This is a genomic window from Nitrosopumilus sp. b1 (genome assembly GCF_014078545.1).
Taxonomy (GTDB): Archaea; Thermoproteota; Nitrososphaeria; order Nitrososphaerales; family Nitrosopumilaceae; genus PXYB01.
The window spans coordinates 95,863-114,943 of the sequence record NZ_MU078712.1 but is presented as its reverse complement, the minus strand read 5'-3'; the positions used below and the strand labels follow the sequence as shown (position 1 = coordinate 114,943).

Genomic DNA, 19,081 nt, shown 5'->3' with positions numbered 1-19,081 from the left:
GTGATAGAGGAGAGTCAAGAGGAAATCGTGACTTTAGAAGAAGTGATAGAGGAGAGTCAAGAGATAATGATAAATCAAAAATGAAAAGCAAGAAGCGAAAAAAGTTTGGCAGAAGATAATGCTTTTGTCTGGGTCAAATCAGAAGGTAGGGATTCACTTGCTACTGAAAATTTAGTTCCAGGCAATCAGGTTTACAACGAAAAATTAATTCTAAAAAAAGGTGTAGAGTATAGAACGTGGGATGCATTTCGAAGTAAACTTGCGGCTGCAATAATGAATAATCTTGAAGACTTTCCTTTCAAAGATAAATCCAAAGTATTGTATCTTGGTGCATCCACTGGAACAACGGTAAGTCATATTTCTGATATCGTAGGCCCTCAGGGCAAAGTCTTTGCAGTAGAGCACGCAAGCAGAGTTGCACGTGATTTATTGGACAGGGTAGCATCATACAGATCCAACATAACACCAATAATTCAGGACGCAAGACAACCAAAAGATTACTTTTCAATGTATGGTAAGGTGGACATTGTTTATTGTGACATTGCACAGCCAGATCAGACAGATATTGCTATTTCAAATTGTAAACTATATCTCAAGGAAGAGGGTTATCTGTTTTTAGTAATTAAGACAAGAAGCATTGATGTCACAAAATCACCCCAAAGAATTATTGAGGAACAAATAAAGAAACTGGAGAAAAATTTTGATATTTTACAAACTATAGATCTAAAGCCGTATGACAAAGATCATGCAATGGTAATTGCTACTTATTCAAAAAACTAGTGTGAGTTTACAATATTTTGAACGGGTTTCCAGCTTGCTCTAACAAATTTTGGCAGCTCATTAAATTCTGACAAATATGCTTTGACAAAATTAATTGCTTTAACATCAGAAGGGTAACCACTACCTACATCGTATTTCTTTTGTAAACGTGAAATCGCCCTATCTCTGCTTACTTTAGCAATAATTGATGCAGCAGAAACTATAACAAAACGGTCATCTGCGTGATGATATGAGCGAATTTTCTTACCATTTGATAATTTTGAAATTTCCTTACCAAATCTTTTTGGATTTACATCACAAGAATCAACGTAGGATATTCCAGGTTGAAGTTTGGTAATTACTTTGGCCATGTATTTGGCCTCTAAATTATTCAAATCATGTTTTTGGACGCTCTTATCAATGGTCTTTGGGTTAATTCTAGCCACATAGTAATCATCAGCAAATTCAATGATCTTTTTGTATAGACGTTCTCTTTCTGCTGGAGATAATTTTTTAGAATCACGAATTCCCATTGCGCTTAGTTTTCTAATTTTTGATCGTTGTAGTGAGACTCCTGCAATAACCAATGGTCCTAACAAAGAACCCCTACCGGCATCATCTACTCCACATACTTGCACGATAATTCTGATTATGAAACGATATTAAATCATTTTAGTGAAAGAAAGTCAGCACATTATAATCAATTTGTTGGTACAGAAGGGTTTAGAATAAATCAGAGGAGAGTAGAGATACATCAGAAATTGAATAATAATGATTAAAGAAAAATGCGACAGATGCGGAAGTCCACTTGGTACAGAAAGTAAAAAGACAAAGCAGCGTTTTTGTGGAAACTGTAGACGAAAATTCCAATTGTAGCACTTGTTTGAAAAATCCTAGTCATACAATAATTCGTGTTTACACTTATTGGAAATTATTTTGCATTCCGATTTTCTGTTTACTGAATTTTCGTTGAACCAATACAGAAAGTCCGACAATTGAGATTGCCATTAGTTCAAAAAATATCCAATATTGCTCACCAAAAACTAGCAACTCAGAAGAGAAAGGAGCCAGAAATGGAAACTTGCTTCCACCACCGTAAAAAATATCAAAAGAGATGTGTGCTAAAACGGATGCAAATCCAATCATTCCCAAAATTAGATCTTTTTTATTAATTACATACATCAAAACTCCAATTGAAATTAAACCAAAAACAAATGAATGTGCCAATCTAGGAATCATCTCCAAATCAAAAAATTGCAAAAGATGATCAGAATCAAGAATTAATGGAAATAATCCAGCAATTATCACATATCTATATCGTAGAGTAATTACTCCAACAGCCAAACCCCATAACACATGCCCTAAAATGTGCTCAGGAGTTACACCACTTACCTCAAGTGGGTTGCCCACTACATATGAACTTGGGAGAAAAATACCAATAAAAGAAAAACCAAATGCCAAAATTCCATAAAGTATTGATGGTTTTAAGACAGAGTAAATGTGGGTTTTTAGCATAGCTCAACAAGGAAGATTCTATTTAGTTAAACTTTTCAAAATAATATTACACAATATTATTAACAAAATTCTCGATACCCATAATAGGTTATTAAAATCAAGTTTAGCAAATGCAGAATTCAGATTTTGATATTGCAGAGATCATAGAAGGAACAACAAAACTTCTTGTTCCAAGAGAATCCATAACTGAAATAGTTCCACCAAAAGAGCCTGCATTCTTTAACCCTAGGGCAAAACTGAACAGAGATTTTTCCATCATTGCATACTCTGCATTTTTAAAAAATTTTGATGGTCCAAAAATCTTTCTTGAAGGATTATCAGGTTTAGGGGCCAGAGGATTACGAGTTTCAAATGAAATCAAAAGTGTAGAAAAAGTTGTGATTAATGATCTTAATCCTAGTGCATTAGAGATTGCAAAAAGATCTGCAAGATTAAATGAATTAAAAAACATAGATTTTTCAGAAAATGAAATTTGCCGTTTTCTAAGTGATTATTCTAAAAAAGGCAATAGAGGAACTATAGTAGACATTGATCCATTTGGTTCACCCTCAAGATACATCGATTGTGGTATAAGGGCAACAATGCACGGTGGAATGCTATCAGTTACTGCAACTGACCTTCAGGTTCTTCATGGTTTGTTCCAAAATGCATGTAAGCGACGATATGGAGGAACTCCAATTAAGGTCGAATACGGAAATGAGATAGCTATTAGATTGATTTTAGGATGCATAAGAAGTGTTGCAGGAAGATTGGATATTGAGTTTATTCCTTTATTTGTTGAGAGTGACATGCATTATTATCGGGTTTATCTAAAAATTCTAAATCGTCCAGACCAGGAAGAAAATTTAGGCTATATTATACACTGTAAAAAATGCGGAAAAAGGGAAGTATCACTAGAAAAGAAGACTAACTGTGAATCTTGTGGTGAAAAAAATCATCATGCAGGTCCTTTATGGATTGGAAAAATGTTTGATAAGAAATTTCTTGAGCAGATGTTAGATGAGACTAAGAATTTCCAGGTGGACAAAACCTGTGAGAGAGTACTTCAAAAATGCATTTTAGAAGAAGACATGCCTGGAACATACTATACTTTGGATGAAATTGCATCAAGATTAAAGACCTCACCGATAAGATTAGAAAAAATTATCGAAGTATTGCATGAAAGTGGTTTTAAGGCAAGTCAAACATGTCTAAACCCAACTGGTTTTAGAACAGATGCAGATATTGAAAAGATTAAAGAGTTTTTTTAGAGTCCAAATCCTAAGCAGACATAGTATAACTCACTTGCAGCTTTTCTGCTTGCATTTGGTTTTGTCAACTTGACTTTGGCAAATTGTTTTTTCAGATAATCACGAAATTCAGTAGAGTATTCACCATCGAATACTTTGAAAACTGCATTTCCCTTGTGAGTCAAGACTTGCTCCATAATTTTTACTGCATCATAATTTAGTGATATTTGCTTTGCATGATCGACAGACCAATTGCCAGTTACTTGTGGAGATAAATCACATATTACTGCATTAGCTTTGCGGCCAAAGTACTCTAAGATTTCATCAACTATGGATTCATCCTCGATGTTTTCACGCATAATATAGGCACCAGCTATTTCTTCAACATAGGATGTGTCAACGCCAATAACTTTGCCTTGATTGCCAACTAGTTGGGCTGCTACTTGTGTCCAACCTCCTGGAGCACATCCTAAATCAAGGACATAAAATCCGGGACCAATAATTCGATATGCTTTGTTTAGTTCTTTGAGTTTGAAAGCAGCTCTGCTTCTATAACCTTGTTCACGGGCGAGTTTTCTGTAATGATCTCGCCTTGCGTCAATTAGCTTCATTGTGAAACCTTTGGTTTCTTCAAATCAGCTGTGACCCATTCATCAATCCATTGGCAAGTTCTTGGACTAATTTCACCATCCAAGGAACATTTTTGCTCTACAGGACAGATAAGACAGGGAGCATTTTCAATTGATTGGGTACTAATTGGAGTCTTTTTTAGAATTAGTTTGTATGTCCAGCGTCCTTTTTCAAGTAGTTTTTCTCTATTGATGATTCCAGTACGTTCTAGTTTTAGTGCTAATCGTGAACCATCCCTACTACTGAGTTTGAGTTTTTTCCATAGTTCACTTTGAAACATTCCATTTGATTCATATTTTGCTAGCATTTCACAAACTCGGTTTGTGAGTTTTTCCATATCGACTTTTTCAATTTGAAAATTTTCAATCTCCGCATCAGTGAGTTGTTCTTCTAATTCTTCTTCTAAGGTTCGTTGCTCTTCTGCTTCTTTCTTTGCTGCTAGTTCTCTTTCTTGTTTTTTTGTTAATTTTACTTTCTTTTCTTCTTTCTTTGCAGTCTTTTTGGTTTTAGTTTCTTCTTTCTTTGTTTCCTTCTTTGGTTTTTTTGGTTCTTGGTTTTTTTGGTTCTTTTTTTGCAGTCTTTTTGGTTTTAGTTTTTTCGTCTAATTTCTTTTTAGTCTCTTTTAATTGCTCAAGCTCAGCCTTCAGTTTTTCAGCTTCTATTGCTAGTTCTTCGTCTTTCTTTTTTGCCATTATTTCATCTCATCTATTTAACAGAAAACTTTCCCACTGTTGATATAATGTTTTGTTGTTGCTTATCATACATTTCTACTTTGATTTCATAATTTCCAGGCTCATCAACTGTTTCTGAAAAATCATCATCGATAGGTAATACTATACTTTCATCCCCAAAGCATTGACCAAAGAAACCGCTTTGAGTTACTACGGCTTTAGATGAAGCAGAATAAATTGTAACATATAGATCACCACAGTCAAATTTTTCATCCCTTACACTAACTTGAATCTCAACTGGAGTAGATGTGGAATAAGATGATTCCAAACCAATAATTCCAATTGCTTTATTAGAAATGATGGGTCTGTCTGAAATCTCAAACTGCATCATGTTGAGTTCTCTGTCAGGCTCTTGTAAGACTTGGCCTAAAACAGATGATGCAAAGATAATTGAAAGTACTACTGGAACTACAAAAACTACGTATAAGACGCCTCTGGCCACGTCGATACTTGATTTTTTGTTCCCATATATCTATTTAGTAATTATAATGATTTAAGAGAAATTTGTCGTACAAGTTAAATCGAAGGGACCGGATTAGTCGTTTAGATGAGACTAAGAAAATTCAGAGTCAGAGCTTATCGATGTATTCATGATTCTGGCGAGATTACAGTAGGCGATCTTGCTGCTTTTGTTGGGAGAAATGAGAGCGGAAAGACTACAATTTTGCAAGCGCTAACTCTTCTAAACAAAGACGAGATTGTTTCAGACCTTGATCTTTGTGATGAGATGTCTGATGAGCTAAAATCAGAGATTCGTCTAGTTGAAGGAGATTTTTCACTTAGCCCAAATGAAACAAGGCTCATAAAAGAAAAGTTTCCAAATTTACCAGAAATAAAAAAGATTCAACTGTTTAGAACCAACAAAAGTCAAAAGGTAAGATATGATTTTGGAGAATTACAAATTAGTGAAGATGAGAACAGAGGATTAAACTCTTGGGAGAATTTTAAGTCAAAAATTTTTAGTTTCCTTGAAACAATTCCAAATCATATCAGAATTCAGCTTGACACAAAGTTCTTTGAAGGTCCACCTCCAAAGACGCAGGAGAAATTTGACAGTGAGATGGCAGACTTTAGTAACAAGTTTCATGTTTTAGCAAGTCAAGAGTCCCAAGTAATAGAAGAGTGGGAGAAAATTTATGAAAGTCCAGAAAATCAATTTTCAAATCTCTTATCTGGAACCACGGATAAGATAGCATTAACTAATTTTATAGAAAGTGAGCTGCATCCAAGATTTGTTTATTTCTCTGATTACAAAAAGATCTATGGAAACATCAACCTAAATGAATACATCAAAGAGTCAAAGGGAGATAAACGCGACGGCATAGAGTATATTGAAGAATTTGACAAGGCAGAGACTGTAAGAAATCTCTTCTATCTTGCAGAGTTAGATGTGCAAGAAATGGAGGAGCTTCATGATAGTCCATCAAAATTAATAAAATTTCTAAATACGGCTAGCAATCGCTTGACAAGTAGGCTCAATCCTGCTTGGAAAGGAGATCCAATACATGTTGACTTGAGATATCAACCAGGTAACATCATGAGTGTTGTAATCTCTGATGTTCACCGAGATGGAACAATTACCAATACGGGTTTGTTAAACAGAAGGGCTGAAGGCTTTAAATGGACATTTTCATTTATTGTTAACTTTGCTGCAGAGACACAGAGGGCAGAACTAAAAGAAGCAATACTATTACTCGATGAGCCTGCAAGAAATCTACACCCAACACAGCAGATGGGAATATCAGATTTACTAAAAGAGTTGGCAGGCTCTAACCAAGTTTTGTACGCCACACATTCACCGTTTATGATTTTTGATTATACACCCGGTAATCTACTAGTTGTAGAGCTTGACAAAAGAAAGCATCTCAGTAGAATATTTTATGATTATTGGAATGCAGACGATAAGACGCTTACTCCAATTTTGTATGGATTATCAAGAGGATTAGTTCAATCAATCACCGATAGAGAGATTGGAACAAATTCTAGACCAATAATTATCGTTGAGACAATGTCAGATAGTATGTACCTAAATTCATTTGATAAGTTTTTACAGGATCCAAACATTTCAATGAATCCATTAAATGTAATTCCAGCATACAATAAAAACTCAGTTTTACCCTTGGCAATATTTTATAGAAATCACGGATACAGAACGTTTATCCTATTAGATAACAGTGAGGAATCAAGACAGATTTCATCACAGCTTGTTGCAAATGACTTTTCACAGGTTCAAACAATATTTTTTGAAAGAGAAGGAAAACCAGTACAGTCAATGGAAGATTACATGGTCTTGGAAGATTATCTTTATGCGGTTAATCAAACATATGAAATAAAATTAAGACAAGAGGGATTCAGCAATCTAACTCCTGAAGAGATTCAAGAAAAAAATCAGGAAGGAATTATAGAGAATCTGCAAGCAATCTGGCGAGACCACAGGGAAGATGGATGGGGTAAATTTGACAATGAAGAGATTACAAGATACATCTGTGAAAAGATTGCCCTAAATGAGACAGACTTTTTGTCAGATAAGACAAAAGATAGTTTTAGATCATTGTACAGGTTGATTGCTGAGCGAATCAGACAATATCAGAATGTTACTTCTGCCAAACCCGAGCAAGGCAAGGCAGCAAAAGCTAGGGCTTAAGTACATTACGGATGATAATTTCAAAAGTAAGAAATAGTAATTGGTAAAAGGTAATTAAGGTAAATCAAAGGTAGGAAATTGAATGAAGGGAATTATCTTTAGTGCATTATTTGCTATTTTGTTATTAGGTGTTAGTACACATGCAGTTTTTGCACAAGAGGATGTGGTTTCAGCAAAAAGCTTAGGTTTTGAAAAAACCATAATTATTGATTTTACTAATAATGGAAACACAAGTATTGAAACATTTAGACTTTGGCTTGGAAGCGATGATGGTTCATTCAAGTCATTTAAGACAGAACCAGGATGGACTGGAATTAAAACTCCCCAAGGTGTTTTAGTATTTACTACAGACAAGCCGATAAAATCAGGCGAGTCAGTAAAGTTTGGAGTAAAGACAGACAAGGTAAAGCCAGGAATTAACTGGAAGGCTATAGACGCAAAAGAAAAAGAACTTGATATAGGTAAAGCACTTGTTTCGGATCTACCAGCGGTTCCAGTTGAAACCTCAAAGAGTTCAACTCCAGAAGATAACACCCCCGAGCAAACAACATCATCCACAGGAATATTATCAAATTCTGAATTTAGATTCATCCCTGATAAACCAAAGGTTGGCTCTACAATAAGAGTAGTAGGTGAAAAATTTGGTGAAAATCAGAAGCTAGACTTGTATCTAGGAAATACAAAACTCAATTCATTTGAGTCAAATGGCGACGGAAACTTTATGATTACTACAAAAATTCCTTCATCACAACAAGCTGACAGAGTTAATTTTAGTGTAAAAGATTCCCAAGGGAATGAAAAAACAGTTAGCTTAAGACTATTAGAAACAGACGACGTGCCAGAAACAACAACTATTCCATTAACGGTAAGCGGTCTACCATCTACATTATCGAGAGGATTACAATTATCATTAGCTGGAACTGCACCTCCAAACACTTCTGTTACTGCAACAATTAAAAATCCAGATGGAGTAATCACTACAACAAATGCCACTGAGGTGAATATCAGCGGAAAGTGGTACTATGAAACAATAATTGCAGCAGATGCACCACTTGGAACATATACTATTGATATTACTGATGGAAAAACACACATTATCAAAGATATTCAGATTGAATCATCTGAATTAATTGAGATCTTGCCAGTCAAATTAAAGTACGAGCCTGGTGACATTATGACGTTTAATGGAACTGCAATTCCAAATGAAACTCTCGAAGTAATTATAGAAAATCCACAGGGCGCGGAGGTATTTTCGGATATTTTTGAGGTAGACTCTACAGGATATGTAGAGTTTGAATTCCCCACATCGAATTCAGATATTCAAGGAACATACATCATGTTTGGGTTCCAAGGAACACATGCAGGAATTAGTCTTGTAGGATTGGGTCAATTACCTGAAGTTCAGATAATTGCAAAAATGGACAAGCTAAACTACAAAGCAGGAGAAACTGCATCTGTTGCATTAGACGGACCACCAAGTGCAACAATGTCAATAATTGTTGTAGATCCATCAGATAAGACAAAGGAGAGTGCTACTGCAACTGTAACTTTGGGCCCTGACGGGAAGAAATCACATTCAATTGATTTGACAGGATATGCATCAGGTGTGTATACATTAGTAGTAAAGAGAGGAACATCACAAACTTCGGAAGTGTTCACTGTTGGGCTACAGACAGGTTCTGGTGAAATTGACATTAGAACTACAAAGCTAGATTACAAACCAGGGGAGGCTGTTTTGATTCTTGGAAATTCTAAGCCAAATATTCTTGTAACAATTACAATGTATGATAGCGAAGGAAATGTAATCAAGGTAAAGGAGACATACACTAACAAGGACGGAGTTTTATCAGACAGTTCATTTAGGATTCCATCAGGTACACCTGTTGGAAAATGGAAGATAGAAGGTAGAAGTGGATCAAACTTTGATGAGTCATTCATCAATGTTGTAACAGATACTGAAGTTGAAGGAATGATTGTAACATTTGAAGGATTTGACAATAGTCCTACCGTAGGAAAACTTGTGAAGATCAGAGTAATTGGAGCACAACAGTTAGTCACAATAAACATCATCAACCCATTGGGTGAAGAAGTTGGCAAGTTACAATTCCCAGCATCAGGTAAGGGAGAGATAGCAACACCATGGCCTATGCCCAAAGATTCACCAAAAGGAATCTACACCATTAATGTAAAGGATGCATACAATTCAGCAAGTACAACTTTTGTTTTGCCATAGACGTTAGTAGAAACAATTTTTATTCCCCTACAGGAGCCAAGGTATTGTGAAATTAGAAGACAAGATTGCAGAATACCCTAATTTTCCAAAAAAAGGTATTTTATTTAGAGATTTTAGTCCCATTTTAAAAGATCCACAAGCTCTATCGTATGTAATTGATGAGTTTACAAGATATTTTCATCCAAAAGATATTGATGTTTTTGCAGGAATAGAATCAAGAGGGTTTTTGCTTGCCTGTGCACTGGCAATTCGCTATAACAAAGGAATGATTATGATAAGAAAGGCAGGAAAACTTCCAGGAAAGACAACAAAATTATCATACACAATAGAATATGGGAAAGATACAATAGAGATTCAAAATGACATTGTAGAAAAGAATCAAAGAATTCTCATCTGTGATGATCTTCTTGCAACAGGCGGAACAGCAAAAGCCTCTGCCAAATTAATTGAGAAGGTAGGAGGAAAAGTTGCAGGTTTTGCTTTTATCATCGAATTAACGGAATTAAATGGAATTAAAGGAATCAGCAAATACAACTGTAAATCATTGGTGAAATACTAGTTGGAAGAAGCAGAGATTGGAATTTTTGGAGGTACTGGAATTTATGATTCAGGATTACTCAAAGAATCAAAAGAAGTAACAATTGAAACACCATATGGAAAACCATCAGATACCATAACAGTTGGAGTTTTCAAAGATAGGAAAATTGCATTTTTGCCAAGACATGGTAAAAAACACACCATTCCTCCTCATATGATAAATTTTAGGGCCAACATTTGGGCGTTTAAGGAACTAGGAATAAAACGAATCATAGCTCCCTCTGCTGTTGGAAGCCTGCAAGAAAAGATCGAACCAGGTCATTTTGCTTTACCAAATCAATTCTTAGATTTTACAAAATCACGAAAAGGTTCTTTCTCAGAAGACGGGAGAGTGATACACATTTCTGTAGCGGACCCATTTTGTCCCGAATTACAAAAATCTATACTTGAGGTATCAAGTAAACAAAATCGTCACATTCACAAAGATTGTACATATGTATGCATTGAAGGTCCAAGATTTTCTACAAAGGCTGAATCAAAATTTTATCGAAGTACAGGGGCAGATATTATCGGAATGACACTAGTTCCTGAATGCCAATTGGCTAGGGAAGCGCAAATGTGTTATGCATCAATCTCAACAGTAACTGATTATGATGTATGGGCAGAAAAACCAGTCACTGCAAAAGAGGTTTTGGAAACATTGGCAAAAAATGTCGAAGGAACAAAAAAGTTACTCACTGATCTAATTGAGAATATTCCAAAGAATAGAAGTTGCAGTTGTGAAAAAGCACTCTTAGAAGCTGAATTCTAATCATCCACAAATGATTCTTTTTTTAGGCCTTCAGGTAAGGTAAGGTTGCCCTGCAATAGCTGTGTTTGAAGATTCAGTATTACTTCTTCTACATCATAGCCTAATTTTTTTAATTCTGCTTCAGTTTCTTTTGATAATTTTGCACCCACGTTTTGACCACCTATTCGTCCAAAAGCAATGGCGGTGAATCTAAACGTGTTTTCATCAATGGAGAATTTTCCAGTGATTTTTGCAGCCATCTGACTGCCATGAATATTGTTGATGTGAACTTTGAGATCCAATTTATCTAAATTTCTACTGCCTTGTTAACATTTTCATCAATAAGAAAGCTCCAATGCTTCTCATCATTGACTTTGTATTCATTAACTTTGAGTGGAATAATTTTTTCATCTAGGCATTCATGTTTATACTCAAAATTATCTTTTAATTTTGCCAGTCTCCATTTGTCCTTTCCTTTCTGTAATTTACATACGACAACTGCCCATTTTTCATCAGGTTCAATTTTTGGCATTCCTACAATATCAGATATAGATTCAATACCAAGCTGCTTTTCTTCACAAAACTTTTTCTTGCAAACAGCACATCGCCAAACATCAACCGAGCCAATGGTTCGCTCATCGATATTGATGTTCGTAACACCAAAGTATACTGGTTGATGATTACATGATTCCGTGTCCATTGTCAATAAATCTTCAAAAATTTAGTTCTATTTAGTCCTTGCAGCATCATATGATCGTTCAAGTAAAACCCCTATACTGTCAACATTTTTGTTCCGCTTGAAATCAATTTTTTCTCTTTCACACATCTTTCGATACATGTTTACTGCAGTAAATCTTGGATGCATTGCCTCAAACTCAGTGGGACTAAGATCAATAAGTGCTCCTAATTTCATTAAATTTTTTGCAGACTCTGAGGCCTCATCTTCAGAGATATTCAGTCTTTTTGCTATTTGATTTGGAGTCATCTTTCCTTCTGTGGTTATTAGAAGAAATATTTTCGCCTCAATAGATGTTAATTTAATTTCTGAAACAAGGATTTTTTCTATCTGGGAAGTATCCATGCTAGTGATGAAGATATGAATTATTTATTTTCGGTTGTTGAATCCGGCTTTGTAGTGAAGAACTTTTTAGAAATTTTAAAAGAGAACCCCAAAGCAATGAAGTGAATTACTCCTCCAATGATTGCTGATTTGATTAAATCATCTAAAATTAACCAACTAATTGCAAATGCAGCAAGTGAGGGAACAGTGACTATAACTCCAATAATGGATCCTTTGGCCACAATATCTTTAGTTGAAAGTTTTTTTGGAGTTTTTTCATTCATTCAAATATTACTCAAAATTTGGTAATAAAAACCAAAGATGCTTTATATTTGGCAAAACTTCATTTGCAATATTGGCCAGTTATAAGGGAGCATATTCAAATGAACAATCATTAAACTTTGTAATTCCAATAATGGTGATTATTTTTCTTGGAATTGTGTACATTATGGCACAAAGAGCAGGGGCAGGATTTGTTAGTTTCATCTTGATTGGTGCAGCTGCTGTAACTATGATCTATTGGGTTCAAGTTCTCAAAAAAATGACAAAGGAACAAAAGCCAAAATACACTGTTAGAGAACAAGAAACAAAGAACTGGGTCTATGATTTAATCAAAGGTGATCAGGAGTTTGTATTTGTCGCAGAGGTTCCTGGACCAGAAGATAGAATTATGGTAAGACTGGTTGATGGAATCTTATACATCCGTGGAAGTGGAAACTTTTCAAAAGAAGTTCCAATTGAGGGCTCAAATGACATGCAAATTTTTGATTTCAAGTATAGAAATGGCGTCTTGACATTAAGAATTAAAAGATCATAGACTCTTTGCAACTTCTAATTTGTGTGGAAGATATTTGTCAGTGATATTGGTAAGACCGTACTTTGAGAAAGCCTCTAACTCTGCCTTTCGCTTAATTTTCAAAAATACTTCCAATTCTTTTTTCCATATTCCCTCTTGATATCTTGGATCTTTCTGAAGGTCGTAACATCGTTTGATATCAGATTCAGTCATTGGAATTGTAGGCAGTTTATATTTTTCAATATCAGTTGCCCAAACCCCAACCCATTTTGCATCAGGAACAGTTAGTTCACGAAGGTGTGCAGCATTTGCTGAACCAGATTTGATTACCATAGCAATATGTTCCCCATACACATCCCCATCAGTAAGAATCACAACAGGAAGGCTGAGTTCTTCATGTAGTCTTTTTAGTAAAGTTCTAGTTGAACGAGGAGCTTGCCCACCAGTATCAACGATTATCGCTTTGAATTTTTTATCTACCTGTTCTTCAACGAATCTTGTAAAAAGACCACCTTTTTCGATAGCAATAACAACTTCGGCGCTAGTATCTAACAATTCTGCACTAGTCAAACTTGGCCCTATGGCATAACCATCAGGATGGTTTGAAAGATTCATCTTTTTTCCTTCATATCCTGGAACGGTATATTCAATATTCAAATCTCCAAAAACGCTGCTTCTCTCTTCTGGAAATACATGAAAGTCTTCTCTAGGTCTAGCCAGAACTGCTTCAAGGTCAACAATAATGTTATCAGATTCAGACTGGTCCTCAAAATCAATTGCAAAAGCTTGAGAGGAATAGTATACATCTCTCAACGTAGATGATTTTTTTTCCTTTGTTAATCGATTTGCAAAAAATGCAAGCCACATTAGCTGTGTAAAGGATCTTAGTTGGGATGTGTTCTTAGAACTACGAAGAGCAGCGTTTTTGCCAAGGATGTATTGTCTAAGCTTGGAATCATATACGATATTGCTAACTGATCTACTAGGGATTGAGAATTTAGGAAATTCACCTTTCTCTAGCGTATCATATGTCAGTAATCCTTGTTGTTTGAGTAATTCAAGTAAAGAGTTTTGTTTCTCTTTTGAACTACCGCCTGATTTCTTAGCTTTCTTCAACTATTGCTTCCTCCTTGAGAATTTTTTTGATGTTTGGTGGATTTTTCTTTCCTGCCAATTCTGTACAGAATTGGGCAATTAGTGGGATATATTTTGAGTATAGATTTGCACGTCTTTGAGCCATTTCTGCTTGTCCTTTCTTTGACATGTATGCAGCTAATTTTCTAGATAGGAATTGTAACGCTAATTTTAGCTCTCGTTCAATTTCTGGTCTGTCAGCAACGTTTTCCTTTCCTACAGTCTTGTATGGAATTCTAGTTGAGCAAATATGGGAAACTATGACAAGTGGTGCGTCACCTTTTACTTTGTAGCGAGTCCAATCAGTCTCATTGACTACTTTTAGGACAACATCGCTTCCTTCATCATAAAGTAATGGAATTCTATTAGCATATCTGTAAACTTTTGTGCCTCTAGTTTGGATATCTCCACCATATGCAATCCCCATTTCTACAATAAATGGAAATCCAGAATATGCAGAGGCTGAACGTTGAATTACTGCAGAAAAGTCAGGATTGAAGAATTTCTTTATTCCTTTTTCAAGAGGTTCTTCTCCTAATGGAGCAAGGCAACTTGGATCAGGAGACATAAAGTCTTCAAACTTTACTAAAGAGTCACTGAGCTTTACTAGTTCTTGATTTGTCATGGTACCAAGACGTTTTTCAGGTTTAAAACCGGCAAATTGAACAAACTTTTCTGCTGTTCCCCTACCAACCCTTTGAAATCTTTTTGAAAGAAAAGTTACCAAAGTATCACCTTGGACTGTTCCACTTAGTTGTTTGTAATAATCATCATTGGGGTCCATATCAATTACTACAGATGTTGATTGACCAAAATCATAGTAAGTTAATTTATGATTTGCAATATCAATATCATCAACTCGAATTTTACTTAGTTTATCAAAATCCATTTGTAAAAATGACATCATTGCAACTACAACACGTACTGGTCTAGTCAAGGATGACCACTTGCGTTTAGCCTTTTTCATAATTTCAGAAAAAGTAAATGATTTTTTACTCATCCCCAATTCTTTTCGAACTTTTTCAATCATATTATCATCTACTGTTGGAATCTCAAATAGGGTATCAACAGTCATGCGTCGAATGGTTTCAACATCTACTCCATGAGGATGAGGTTTGATTACAGTTGGTGGAGGAGGCATTGTTTTGATAATTCGTGGATATCGGAATTTTTCCTCTTTGGGGTCATCAAATGAAATTGTTGCATATGGAGTGATTAGTGATGTTTCATAAACATAATCTCGAATTTTTGAGCCTGCCTTTGAATAATCTCCTTCAAGACATATGCTGACGGTTAAGCCTTGTTTTGAAACTTCATTTGTTTTATGTTTGAGGATTACAGGTTTATTTTTTTGAATATCTAATAATAACTCATACTCTTCTTGCGTCTTTCCATCAGTGGAGCTTTTTACAGAAACTGGTTTGTTAGTAGTAATTTGACCATACAGTATAGCCATGGTTGCACCCAACCCAAACATTCCACGAGCCTGTTTTAGCCCGAATTTAGAGCCATATAGTACTGTTCCAAATGCAAGTGGTACATGCTTTGATTCAATGCCAGGTCCGTTGTCCTTAACTGTAAGAATGTATGGCTTGGGATCTGGTTGTTCTGGGTCTACTGCTTTTATTGATAAATGGACATCTGGAAGAATTCCTTTTTGGTCACATGCATCCAATGCGTTTTCTACAAATTCACGAACTGCGGTGTATAAGGAACGAGTCGGATTACTAAAACCAGCTAAATCTCGGTTACGATAAAAGAACTCACTTGGTGAGATTTGATTAAAATTTTCTTTAGAAGACATCTTGATCTTCCCAGAGTTTTAATTTCTCTTCTTTTTCTCGTCTTCTGGCACCTTCTAATTTGTTATAGACTGAACCGTGCATCCTACCATTTGATAAGGCAGAGATTGCATCAACGGCTATCTTTAGCTTATTGGTTTCACCAATTATTGCAACAGTTCTACCATAAACAGAGATGCTAGTATCACTTAGATTTTCAATGTTCATTCTTGCCTTACCACCTTCTCCAATAATTCTCCCTTTTATCCTTTCAACTTGTGATGGAGATTTTCCTACAAACTCTCTTAAGTCTATTACATGTAATGTGTTTTCACCTTTTAGTAGCTTCATTGCATTCTCTGGAGAGAATCCCCGACCAATTGCAGTGACGATCTCAACTGCTTTAAACGGTTGAATGTCCTCAATATTGCCATCAGCACTGATTAGAATTTCTCCTGACTCACTATCAATATCCAGCTTTACTAAACAATTTTTTTCAATTTTAGATTTTGTTCTACCAGATCTTCCAATAAGGGATCCAATCCTATCTGTCGGTATTCTAATAAATTTTTCAAAGCTCATTTTGTTACCTCGTTTATCACATCGAGAGGATTCGGAATTGTCAATCCCCTTCTAACAAAGAATTTAGTTATGTTATTTATGTCTCTTTCAAGAAATGTTTTGGAATTAGGATGCTCAATGTCTACTGCAGAACCAAGATCAAATGCCACCAACCCATCAGAGGTCTTGAAAATATTGTATTCAGAAAAATCACCATGTACTAAATTTGCTTCTTGGTAGAATCTTCGGATTAATTCAATAGATTCCTCATAGTCGGAATATTCAATCTCGGATTCTAAGAGTCTTTTTTCAGGAACTCCATTTTTACCCATAAATTCCATAGCCAGTACGTTTTTTGAAACATGGATTGGTTTTACAACAGGTATGTTTTTCTCATAACACTGATTTAGATTAGTAAATTCCTTTCTGGCCCAAAGATATACAATGTTTCTTGTTCCTTTCTTTATTCTGGAAAATCTGGGATCACCAATTAGATACTGTGACCGCTTTTTAAAATTAGATGTAGATACAAGATACACTTTTAGTGCTACATCATTTTTATTTTTATCAACTGCCCAGAATACAACAGATTCTTTTCCAGCCTTTATCACACCATTCACATATGAAATAATTTCATCGTTTATCATATCATAAAGAGTCATCATAGTTGGTTTGTCCAACACATCATTGAGCGTTTTATTTTTATCAAAACCATCAAAAATTTTTCCACGGTGTTGTTTATCGATTAAAATTTTTTCAATCTTTGATTCTAGTTTTCTATCTAAATCATCTGACATTTGTTACATCATCTATCCAATACAAATTGTTTAATCATGTATTAATAATCTCTGGTAATTTTTTGTAAGATGATGTTTGAAAATCGAACTAGAAAAAGAATCGATTAGAAAATAATAACTCAAAGATTTCAAACTCGATATAATTTCAAACTGAATCACATTTTAAAGACAATAAGAAAAGGAATGTCATCAACTTTTTTCACTCCTACCTCTGATCCAATTCCAAGTTTAATTGATAATGAAACCGTTTTCTCACCAGCCATATTTATGATAGAAGATTTTCTCAAAAGTTCTGCAGCTTCTTTCTCATCAACAATTTTTTCCCCATAGTAGCTTTTGCTAATGTTTATCTTTAATTCATTTTCTGTTATTACTTTTCCAAGTATGTTTGCATCACAAATATTTAGCATGGGGTTTTTTTGGTAGTCGGTAACTCTTACTGAATAGCTCATCATGCATACTTGCCTTTCAATGTAGATTTAGCACCACATGCCTCACAAATTAAAAATGATATTCTGTTTTCCTTTACCACTTTGGTATCAGGGCTTTTGCATGTAGGACATTCTAGATAATCCTTGACATAAATCTGAAACAATCTAGTAAAATCATCAGGATCACGTTTTCCAATAAACATGGCTTTATCACCTATTCTTTCTGCAGGCACGGCAAATTCCTTTGATAGATATTGCAAGATTTTATCAGGATCTCTCCGTAAGACTTTGGGGAACTCTGCAAAATTTCGCAAGAAAGTTTTTTGCCCTTCCCACATTACATCAACTGGAGGAAGTTCAAATCTAGAAGCACTTCCTTTTTTATCATCTGACAAATTGGATTCAATTCGTTTCAAAAGTTTTTCATAATCTGATTTTGCCATGAAAAACTTTACAGTATGCCCTATATTGGGTTTTTTAAAAAAGAAGCTTTGTGGCCTAGGCCTTCCTACATTTTACCAATTCGGAAAACGTTGGTTCCACATTTTGGACAAGTGCCTTTTACAGCAGGTCGTCCGTTTTTTAATTTAGTTTCTTTGGGATCTTTTATTTCCCTTTTTGCTCTGCATTTAACACAGTATGCCTCAGTCATTCTAGCAAATCACGAACGAAGTCCTATTTAGGAAGAGGCTGTAAAAATTATTTAACTATGCACTAGATGAGTGTAAATTTTTCAAGCCCCATGAGAAAGACATTGTAATTAATTTGCAGTAATTAACATGTTTTTAATTATTTTTCAGTCATTATGTTCATAGAATAGATATTTTCTATGTTTTAGAAGACGAATTAGAATTTTTGACCAGTCCACCAGTTATAAGCATCTAGTATATTTTCTAATTAAATGGCATCAAAAAAAGGGATTTCAATAACAATTGGAATTTTAGCTGCAATTACAATTGCAAGTTTTGTGATTTGGACAATACCGCAAAATAATCAGGCAAATTTTGTTGTTTCAGATTATGAATCACATTTAGATGGCGTCAAGGCAATTCATCAAATCATCATGGAAGATTTGGATGATGATTTTCAAAATTTGATTAATGGAACTATGACAACCCAAGAATACATTGATGCAGCTGAAGGATCATCAACCCAAATTAACTCACAGATTATTCAATTAGTTCAAAGTGAAGTAAATGAGGAATGGTCAATGAGTTATTCCTATTACATGGAAGCCCTCAAAAATTACAATTCTCATATTAGGGAAACCATTGTTGCAGCAAACAAAATTGCCGAAAATGTTGATTCCGATATTCAAAGTACCCTTGAAAAAAGCCAAGAATTCAAAGAAAGCATGAATGCTCTAATAGAACAGTCCGACGAGGCTAGGCCCTGAAAAACAGGCAAGGAAACCTAAGTTTAATATTTTTAATTGTTGGAAATCGTTAAAAAG

At 35.0% G+C, this 19,081-nt stretch carries 25 protein-coding genes; 8 read left to right on the top strand and 17 right to left on the bottom strand.

Annotated features, from left to right (window positions below):
* Window positions 1-105: 105 nt before the first annotated feature.
* Window positions 106-780 (top strand): fibrillarin-like rRNA/tRNA 2'-O-methyltransferase, encoded by a 675-nt coding sequence (locus C6988_RS01740; RefSeq protein WP_182132952.1) that lies wholly within the window; start codon window positions 106-108, stop codon window positions 778-780.
* On the opposite strand, the gene rnhB is transcribed toward C6988_RS01740, so the two are convergent.
* Together rnhB and C6988_RS01730 are read right to left on the bottom strand one after the other, a co-directional pair.
* Window positions 777-1,397 carry a ribonuclease HII gene (rnhB, locus tag C6988_RS01735; protein ID WP_182132951.1) on the bottom strand — a complete coding sequence of 207 codons (621 nt, stop codon included), beginning with the start codon at window positions 1,395-1,397 and terminating at the stop codon, window positions 777-779. The genes C6988_RS01740 and rnhB overlap by 4 nt on opposite strands.
* Window positions 1,398-1,680: 283 nt before the next feature.
* Window positions 1,681-2,274 (bottom strand): hypothetical protein, encoded by a 594-nt coding sequence (locus tag C6988_RS01730; RefSeq protein WP_182132949.1) that lies wholly within the window; start codon window positions 2,272-2,274, stop codon window positions 1,681-1,683.
* 110 nt (window positions 2,275-2,384) lie between these two features.
* Between C6988_RS01730 and C6988_RS01725 the strand changes: the two genes are divergently transcribed.
* Window positions 2,385-3,524, top strand: a complete 1,140-nt coding sequence (locus C6988_RS01725) for a tRNA (guanine(10)-N(2))-dimethyltransferase (RefSeq protein WP_182132947.1) — start codon at window positions 2,385-2,387, stop codon at window positions 3,522-3,524.
* Here C6988_RS01725 and C6988_RS01720 read toward each other — a convergent pair.
* The 4 genes from C6988_RS01720 to C6988_RS01705 form a co-directional block, all read right to left on the bottom strand.
* Window positions 3,521-4,114 (bottom strand): RlmE family RNA methyltransferase, encoded by a 594-nt coding sequence (locus tag C6988_RS01720; RefSeq protein ID WP_182132945.1) that lies wholly within the window; start codon window positions 4,112-4,114, stop codon window positions 3,521-3,523. The genes C6988_RS01725 and C6988_RS01720 overlap by 4 nt on opposite strands.
* A complete protein-coding gene (locus C6988_RS01715) occupies window positions 4,111-4,470 on the bottom strand; it encodes a transcriptional regulator (RefSeq protein WP_182132944.1) in 360 nt (119 codons plus the stop codon). Before C6988_RS01715 ends, C6988_RS01720 begins: the two co-directional genes overlap by 4 nt.
* 169 nt (window positions 4,471-4,639) lie before the next feature.
* Window positions 4,640-4,825 carry a hypothetical protein gene (locus tag C6988_RS01710; protein WP_182132942.1) on the bottom strand — a complete coding sequence of 62 codons (186 nt, stop codon included), beginning with the start codon at window positions 4,823-4,825 and terminating at the stop codon, window positions 4,640-4,642.
* Between the two features lie 13 nt (window positions 4,826-4,838).
* Window positions 4,839-5,306, bottom strand: a complete 468-nt coding sequence (locus C6988_RS01705; RefSeq protein ID WP_182132940.1) for a hypothetical protein — start codon at window positions 5,304-5,306, stop codon at window positions 4,839-4,841.
* A gap of 105 nt (window positions 5,307-5,411) precedes the next feature.
* On the opposite strand from C6988_RS01705, the gene C6988_RS01700 reads away from it, so the two are divergent.
* From C6988_RS01700 to C6988_RS01685, 4 genes are all read left to right on the top strand, one after another.
* Entirely contained in the window at window positions 5,412-7,508 is a 2,097-nt protein-coding gene (locus C6988_RS01700) for an AAA family ATPase (protein WP_182132938.1), read from the top strand.
* An 82-nt stretch (window positions 7,509-7,590) separates the two neighbouring features.
* Window positions 7,591-9,741 carry a biofilm-associated protein gene (locus tag C6988_RS01695; RefSeq protein WP_182132936.1) on the top strand — a complete coding sequence of 717 codons (2,151 nt, stop codon included), beginning with the start codon at window positions 7,591-7,593 and terminating at the stop codon, window positions 9,739-9,741.
* Window positions 9,742-9,787: 46 nt separating this feature from the next.
* On the top strand, window positions 9,788-10,300 hold the full coding sequence (locus C6988_RS01690) for an adenine phosphoribosyltransferase (RefSeq protein ID WP_182132934.1): 513 nt from the start codon (window positions 9,788-9,790) through the stop codon (window positions 10,298-10,300).
* Window positions 10,301-11,089, top strand: a complete 789-nt coding sequence (locus C6988_RS01685) for an S-methyl-5'-thioadenosine phosphorylase (RefSeq protein ID WP_182132932.1) — start codon at window positions 10,301-10,303, stop codon at window positions 11,087-11,089. It begins immediately after the preceding gene.
* On the opposite strand, the gene C6988_RS01680 is transcribed toward C6988_RS01685, so the two are convergent.
* From C6988_RS01680 to C6988_RS01665, 4 genes are read right to left on the bottom strand one after another with little or no spacing between them, the layout of a single operon-like run.
* A complete protein-coding gene (locus tag C6988_RS01680; protein ID WP_182132929.1) occupies window positions 11,086-11,370 on the bottom strand; it encodes a hypothetical protein in 285 nt (94 codons plus the stop codon). The genes C6988_RS01685 and C6988_RS01680 overlap by 4 nt on opposite strands.
* Window positions 11,371-11,375: 5 nt before the next feature.
* Complete coding sequence (locus C6988_RS01675) at window positions 11,376-11,774, bottom strand: hypothetical protein (protein ID WP_182132927.1); 399 nt, start codon at window positions 11,772-11,774, stop codon at window positions 11,376-11,378.
* Between the two features lie 21 nt (window positions 11,775-11,795).
* Window positions 11,796-12,149: a helix-turn-helix domain-containing protein gene (locus C6988_RS01670; protein ID WP_182132925.1), complete on the bottom strand. Its 354-nt coding sequence runs from the start codon at window positions 12,147-12,149 to the stop codon at window positions 11,796-11,798.
* A gap of 20 nt (window positions 12,150-12,169) precedes the next feature.
* On the bottom strand, window positions 12,170-12,412 hold the full coding sequence (locus C6988_RS01665; protein WP_182132923.1) for a hypothetical protein: 243 nt from the start codon (window positions 12,410-12,412) through the stop codon (window positions 12,170-12,172).
* A gap of 71 nt (window positions 12,413-12,483) precedes the next feature.
* Between C6988_RS01665 and C6988_RS01660 the strand changes: the two genes are divergently transcribed.
* The gene (locus C6988_RS01660) at window positions 12,484-12,945 is read left to right on the top strand and encodes an Hsp20/alpha crystallin family protein (protein ID WP_182132921.1); all 462 of its coding nucleotides are present in this window, start codon (window positions 12,484-12,486) and stop codon (window positions 12,943-12,945) included.
* Here C6988_RS01660 and C6988_RS01655 read toward each other — a convergent pair.
* The 7 genes from C6988_RS01655 to C6988_RS01625 form a co-directional block, all read right to left on the bottom strand.
* Window positions 12,940-14,040, bottom strand: coding sequence for a DNA topoisomerase IV subunit A (locus C6988_RS01655; RefSeq protein ID WP_182132919.1), 1,101 nt, complete (start codon window positions 14,038-14,040; stop codon window positions 12,940-12,942). The two genes, C6988_RS01660 and C6988_RS01655, sit on opposite strands and share 6 nt — an antisense overlap.
* Window positions 14,027-15,862 (bottom strand): DNA topoisomerase VI subunit B, encoded by a 1,836-nt coding sequence (locus tag C6988_RS01650; RefSeq protein WP_182132917.1) that lies wholly within the window; start codon window positions 15,860-15,862, stop codon window positions 14,027-14,029. Before C6988_RS01650 ends, C6988_RS01655 begins: the two co-directional genes overlap by 14 nt.
* The gene (locus C6988_RS01645) at window positions 15,852-16,421 is read right to left on the bottom strand and encodes a KH domain-containing protein (RefSeq protein WP_182132915.1); all 570 of its coding nucleotides are present in this window, start codon (window positions 16,419-16,421) and stop codon (window positions 15,852-15,854) included. Before C6988_RS01645 ends, C6988_RS01650 begins: the two co-directional genes overlap by 11 nt.
* Entirely contained in the window at window positions 16,418-17,197 is a 780-nt protein-coding gene (locus C6988_RS01640; protein ID WP_182132913.1) for a serine protein kinase RIO, read from the bottom strand. Before C6988_RS01640 ends, C6988_RS01645 begins: the two co-directional genes overlap by 4 nt.
* A gap of 155 nt (window positions 17,198-17,352) precedes the next feature.
* Window positions 17,353-17,652, bottom strand: a complete 300-nt coding sequence (locus C6988_RS01635) for a DUF424 domain-containing protein (protein ID WP_255464133.1) — start codon at window positions 17,650-17,652, stop codon at window positions 17,353-17,355.
* On the bottom strand, window positions 17,649-18,071 hold the full coding sequence (locus C6988_RS01630) for a translation initiation factor IF-2 (RefSeq protein ID WP_182132911.1): 423 nt from the start codon (window positions 18,069-18,071) through the stop codon (window positions 17,649-17,651). Before C6988_RS01630 ends, C6988_RS01635 begins: the two co-directional genes overlap by 4 nt.
* Window positions 18,072-18,136: 65 nt before the next feature.
* Complete coding sequence (locus tag C6988_RS01625) at window positions 18,137-18,280, bottom strand: DUF5679 domain-containing protein (protein ID WP_182132909.1); 144 nt, start codon at window positions 18,278-18,280, stop codon at window positions 18,137-18,139.
* A 249-nt stretch (window positions 18,281-18,529) separates the two neighbouring features.
* On the opposite strand from C6988_RS01625, the gene C6988_RS01620 reads away from it, so the two are divergent.
* Complete coding sequence (locus tag C6988_RS01620; protein ID WP_182132907.1) at window positions 18,530-19,024, top strand: hypothetical protein; 495 nt, start codon at window positions 18,530-18,532, stop codon at window positions 19,022-19,024.
* Window positions 19,025-19,081: the final 57 nt, after the last annotated feature.

Excerpts from the sequence above, each read along its gene's own strand:
- C6988_RS01620 (WP_182132907.1), top strand. The coding sequence starts at position 18,530 with ATGGCATCAAAAAAAGGGATTTCAATAACAATTGGAATTTTAGCTGCA.
- C6988_RS01650 (WP_182132917.1), bottom strand. The coding sequence starts at position 15,862 with ATGTCTTCTAAAGAAAATTTTAATCAAATCTCACCAAGTGAGTTCTTT.
- C6988_RS01720 (WP_182132945.1), bottom strand. The coding sequence starts at position 4,114 with ATGAAGCTAATTGACGCAAGGCGAGATCATTACAGAAAACTCGCCCGT.
- C6988_RS01635 (WP_255464133.1), bottom strand. The coding sequence starts at position 17,652 with ATGATGAGCTATTCAGTAAGAGTTACCGACTACCAAAAAAACCCCATG.
- C6988_RS01725 (WP_182132947.1), top strand. The coding sequence starts at position 2,385 with ATGCAGAATTCAGATTTTGATATTGCAGAGATCATAGAAGGAACAACA.
- C6988_RS01700 (WP_182132938.1), top strand. The coding sequence starts at position 5,412 with ATGAGACTAAGAAAATTCAGAGTCAGAGCTTATCGATGTATTCATGAT.
- C6988_RS01715 (WP_182132944.1), bottom strand. The coding sequence starts at position 4,470 with ATGGAAAAACTCACAAACCGAGTTTGTGAAATGCTAGCAAAATATGAA.
- C6988_RS01710 (WP_182132942.1), bottom strand. The coding sequence starts at position 4,825 with ATGGCAAAAAAGAAAGACGAAGAACTAGCAATAGAAGCTGAAAAACTG.
- C6988_RS01645 (WP_182132915.1), bottom strand. The coding sequence starts at position 16,421 with ATGAGCTTTGAAAAATTTATTAGAATACCGACAGATAGGATTGGATCC.
- C6988_RS01625 (WP_182132909.1), bottom strand. The coding sequence starts at position 18,280 with ATGACTGAGGCATACTGTGTTAAATGCAGAGCAAAAAGGGAAATAAAA.
- C6988_RS01670 (WP_182132925.1), bottom strand. The coding sequence starts at position 12,149 with ATGGATACTTCCCAGATAGAAAAAATCCTTGTTTCAGAAATTAAATTA.
- C6988_RS01730 (WP_182132949.1), bottom strand. The coding sequence starts at position 2,274 with ATGCTAAAAACCCACATTTACTCTGTCTTAAAACCATCAATACTTTAT.
- C6988_RS01630 (WP_182132911.1), bottom strand. The coding sequence starts at position 18,071 with ATGGCAAAATCAGATTATGAAAAACTTTTGAAACGAATTGAATCCAAT.
- C6988_RS01640 (WP_182132913.1), bottom strand. The coding sequence starts at position 17,197 with ATGTCAGATGATTTAGATAGAAAACTAGAATCAAAGATTGAAAAAATT.
- C6988_RS01665 (WP_182132923.1), bottom strand. The coding sequence starts at position 12,412 with ATGAATGAAAAAACTCCAAAAAAACTTTCAACTAAAGATATTGTGGCC.
- C6988_RS01695 (WP_182132936.1), top strand. The coding sequence starts at position 7,591 with ATGAAGGGAATTATCTTTAGTGCATTATTTGCTATTTTGTTATTAGGT.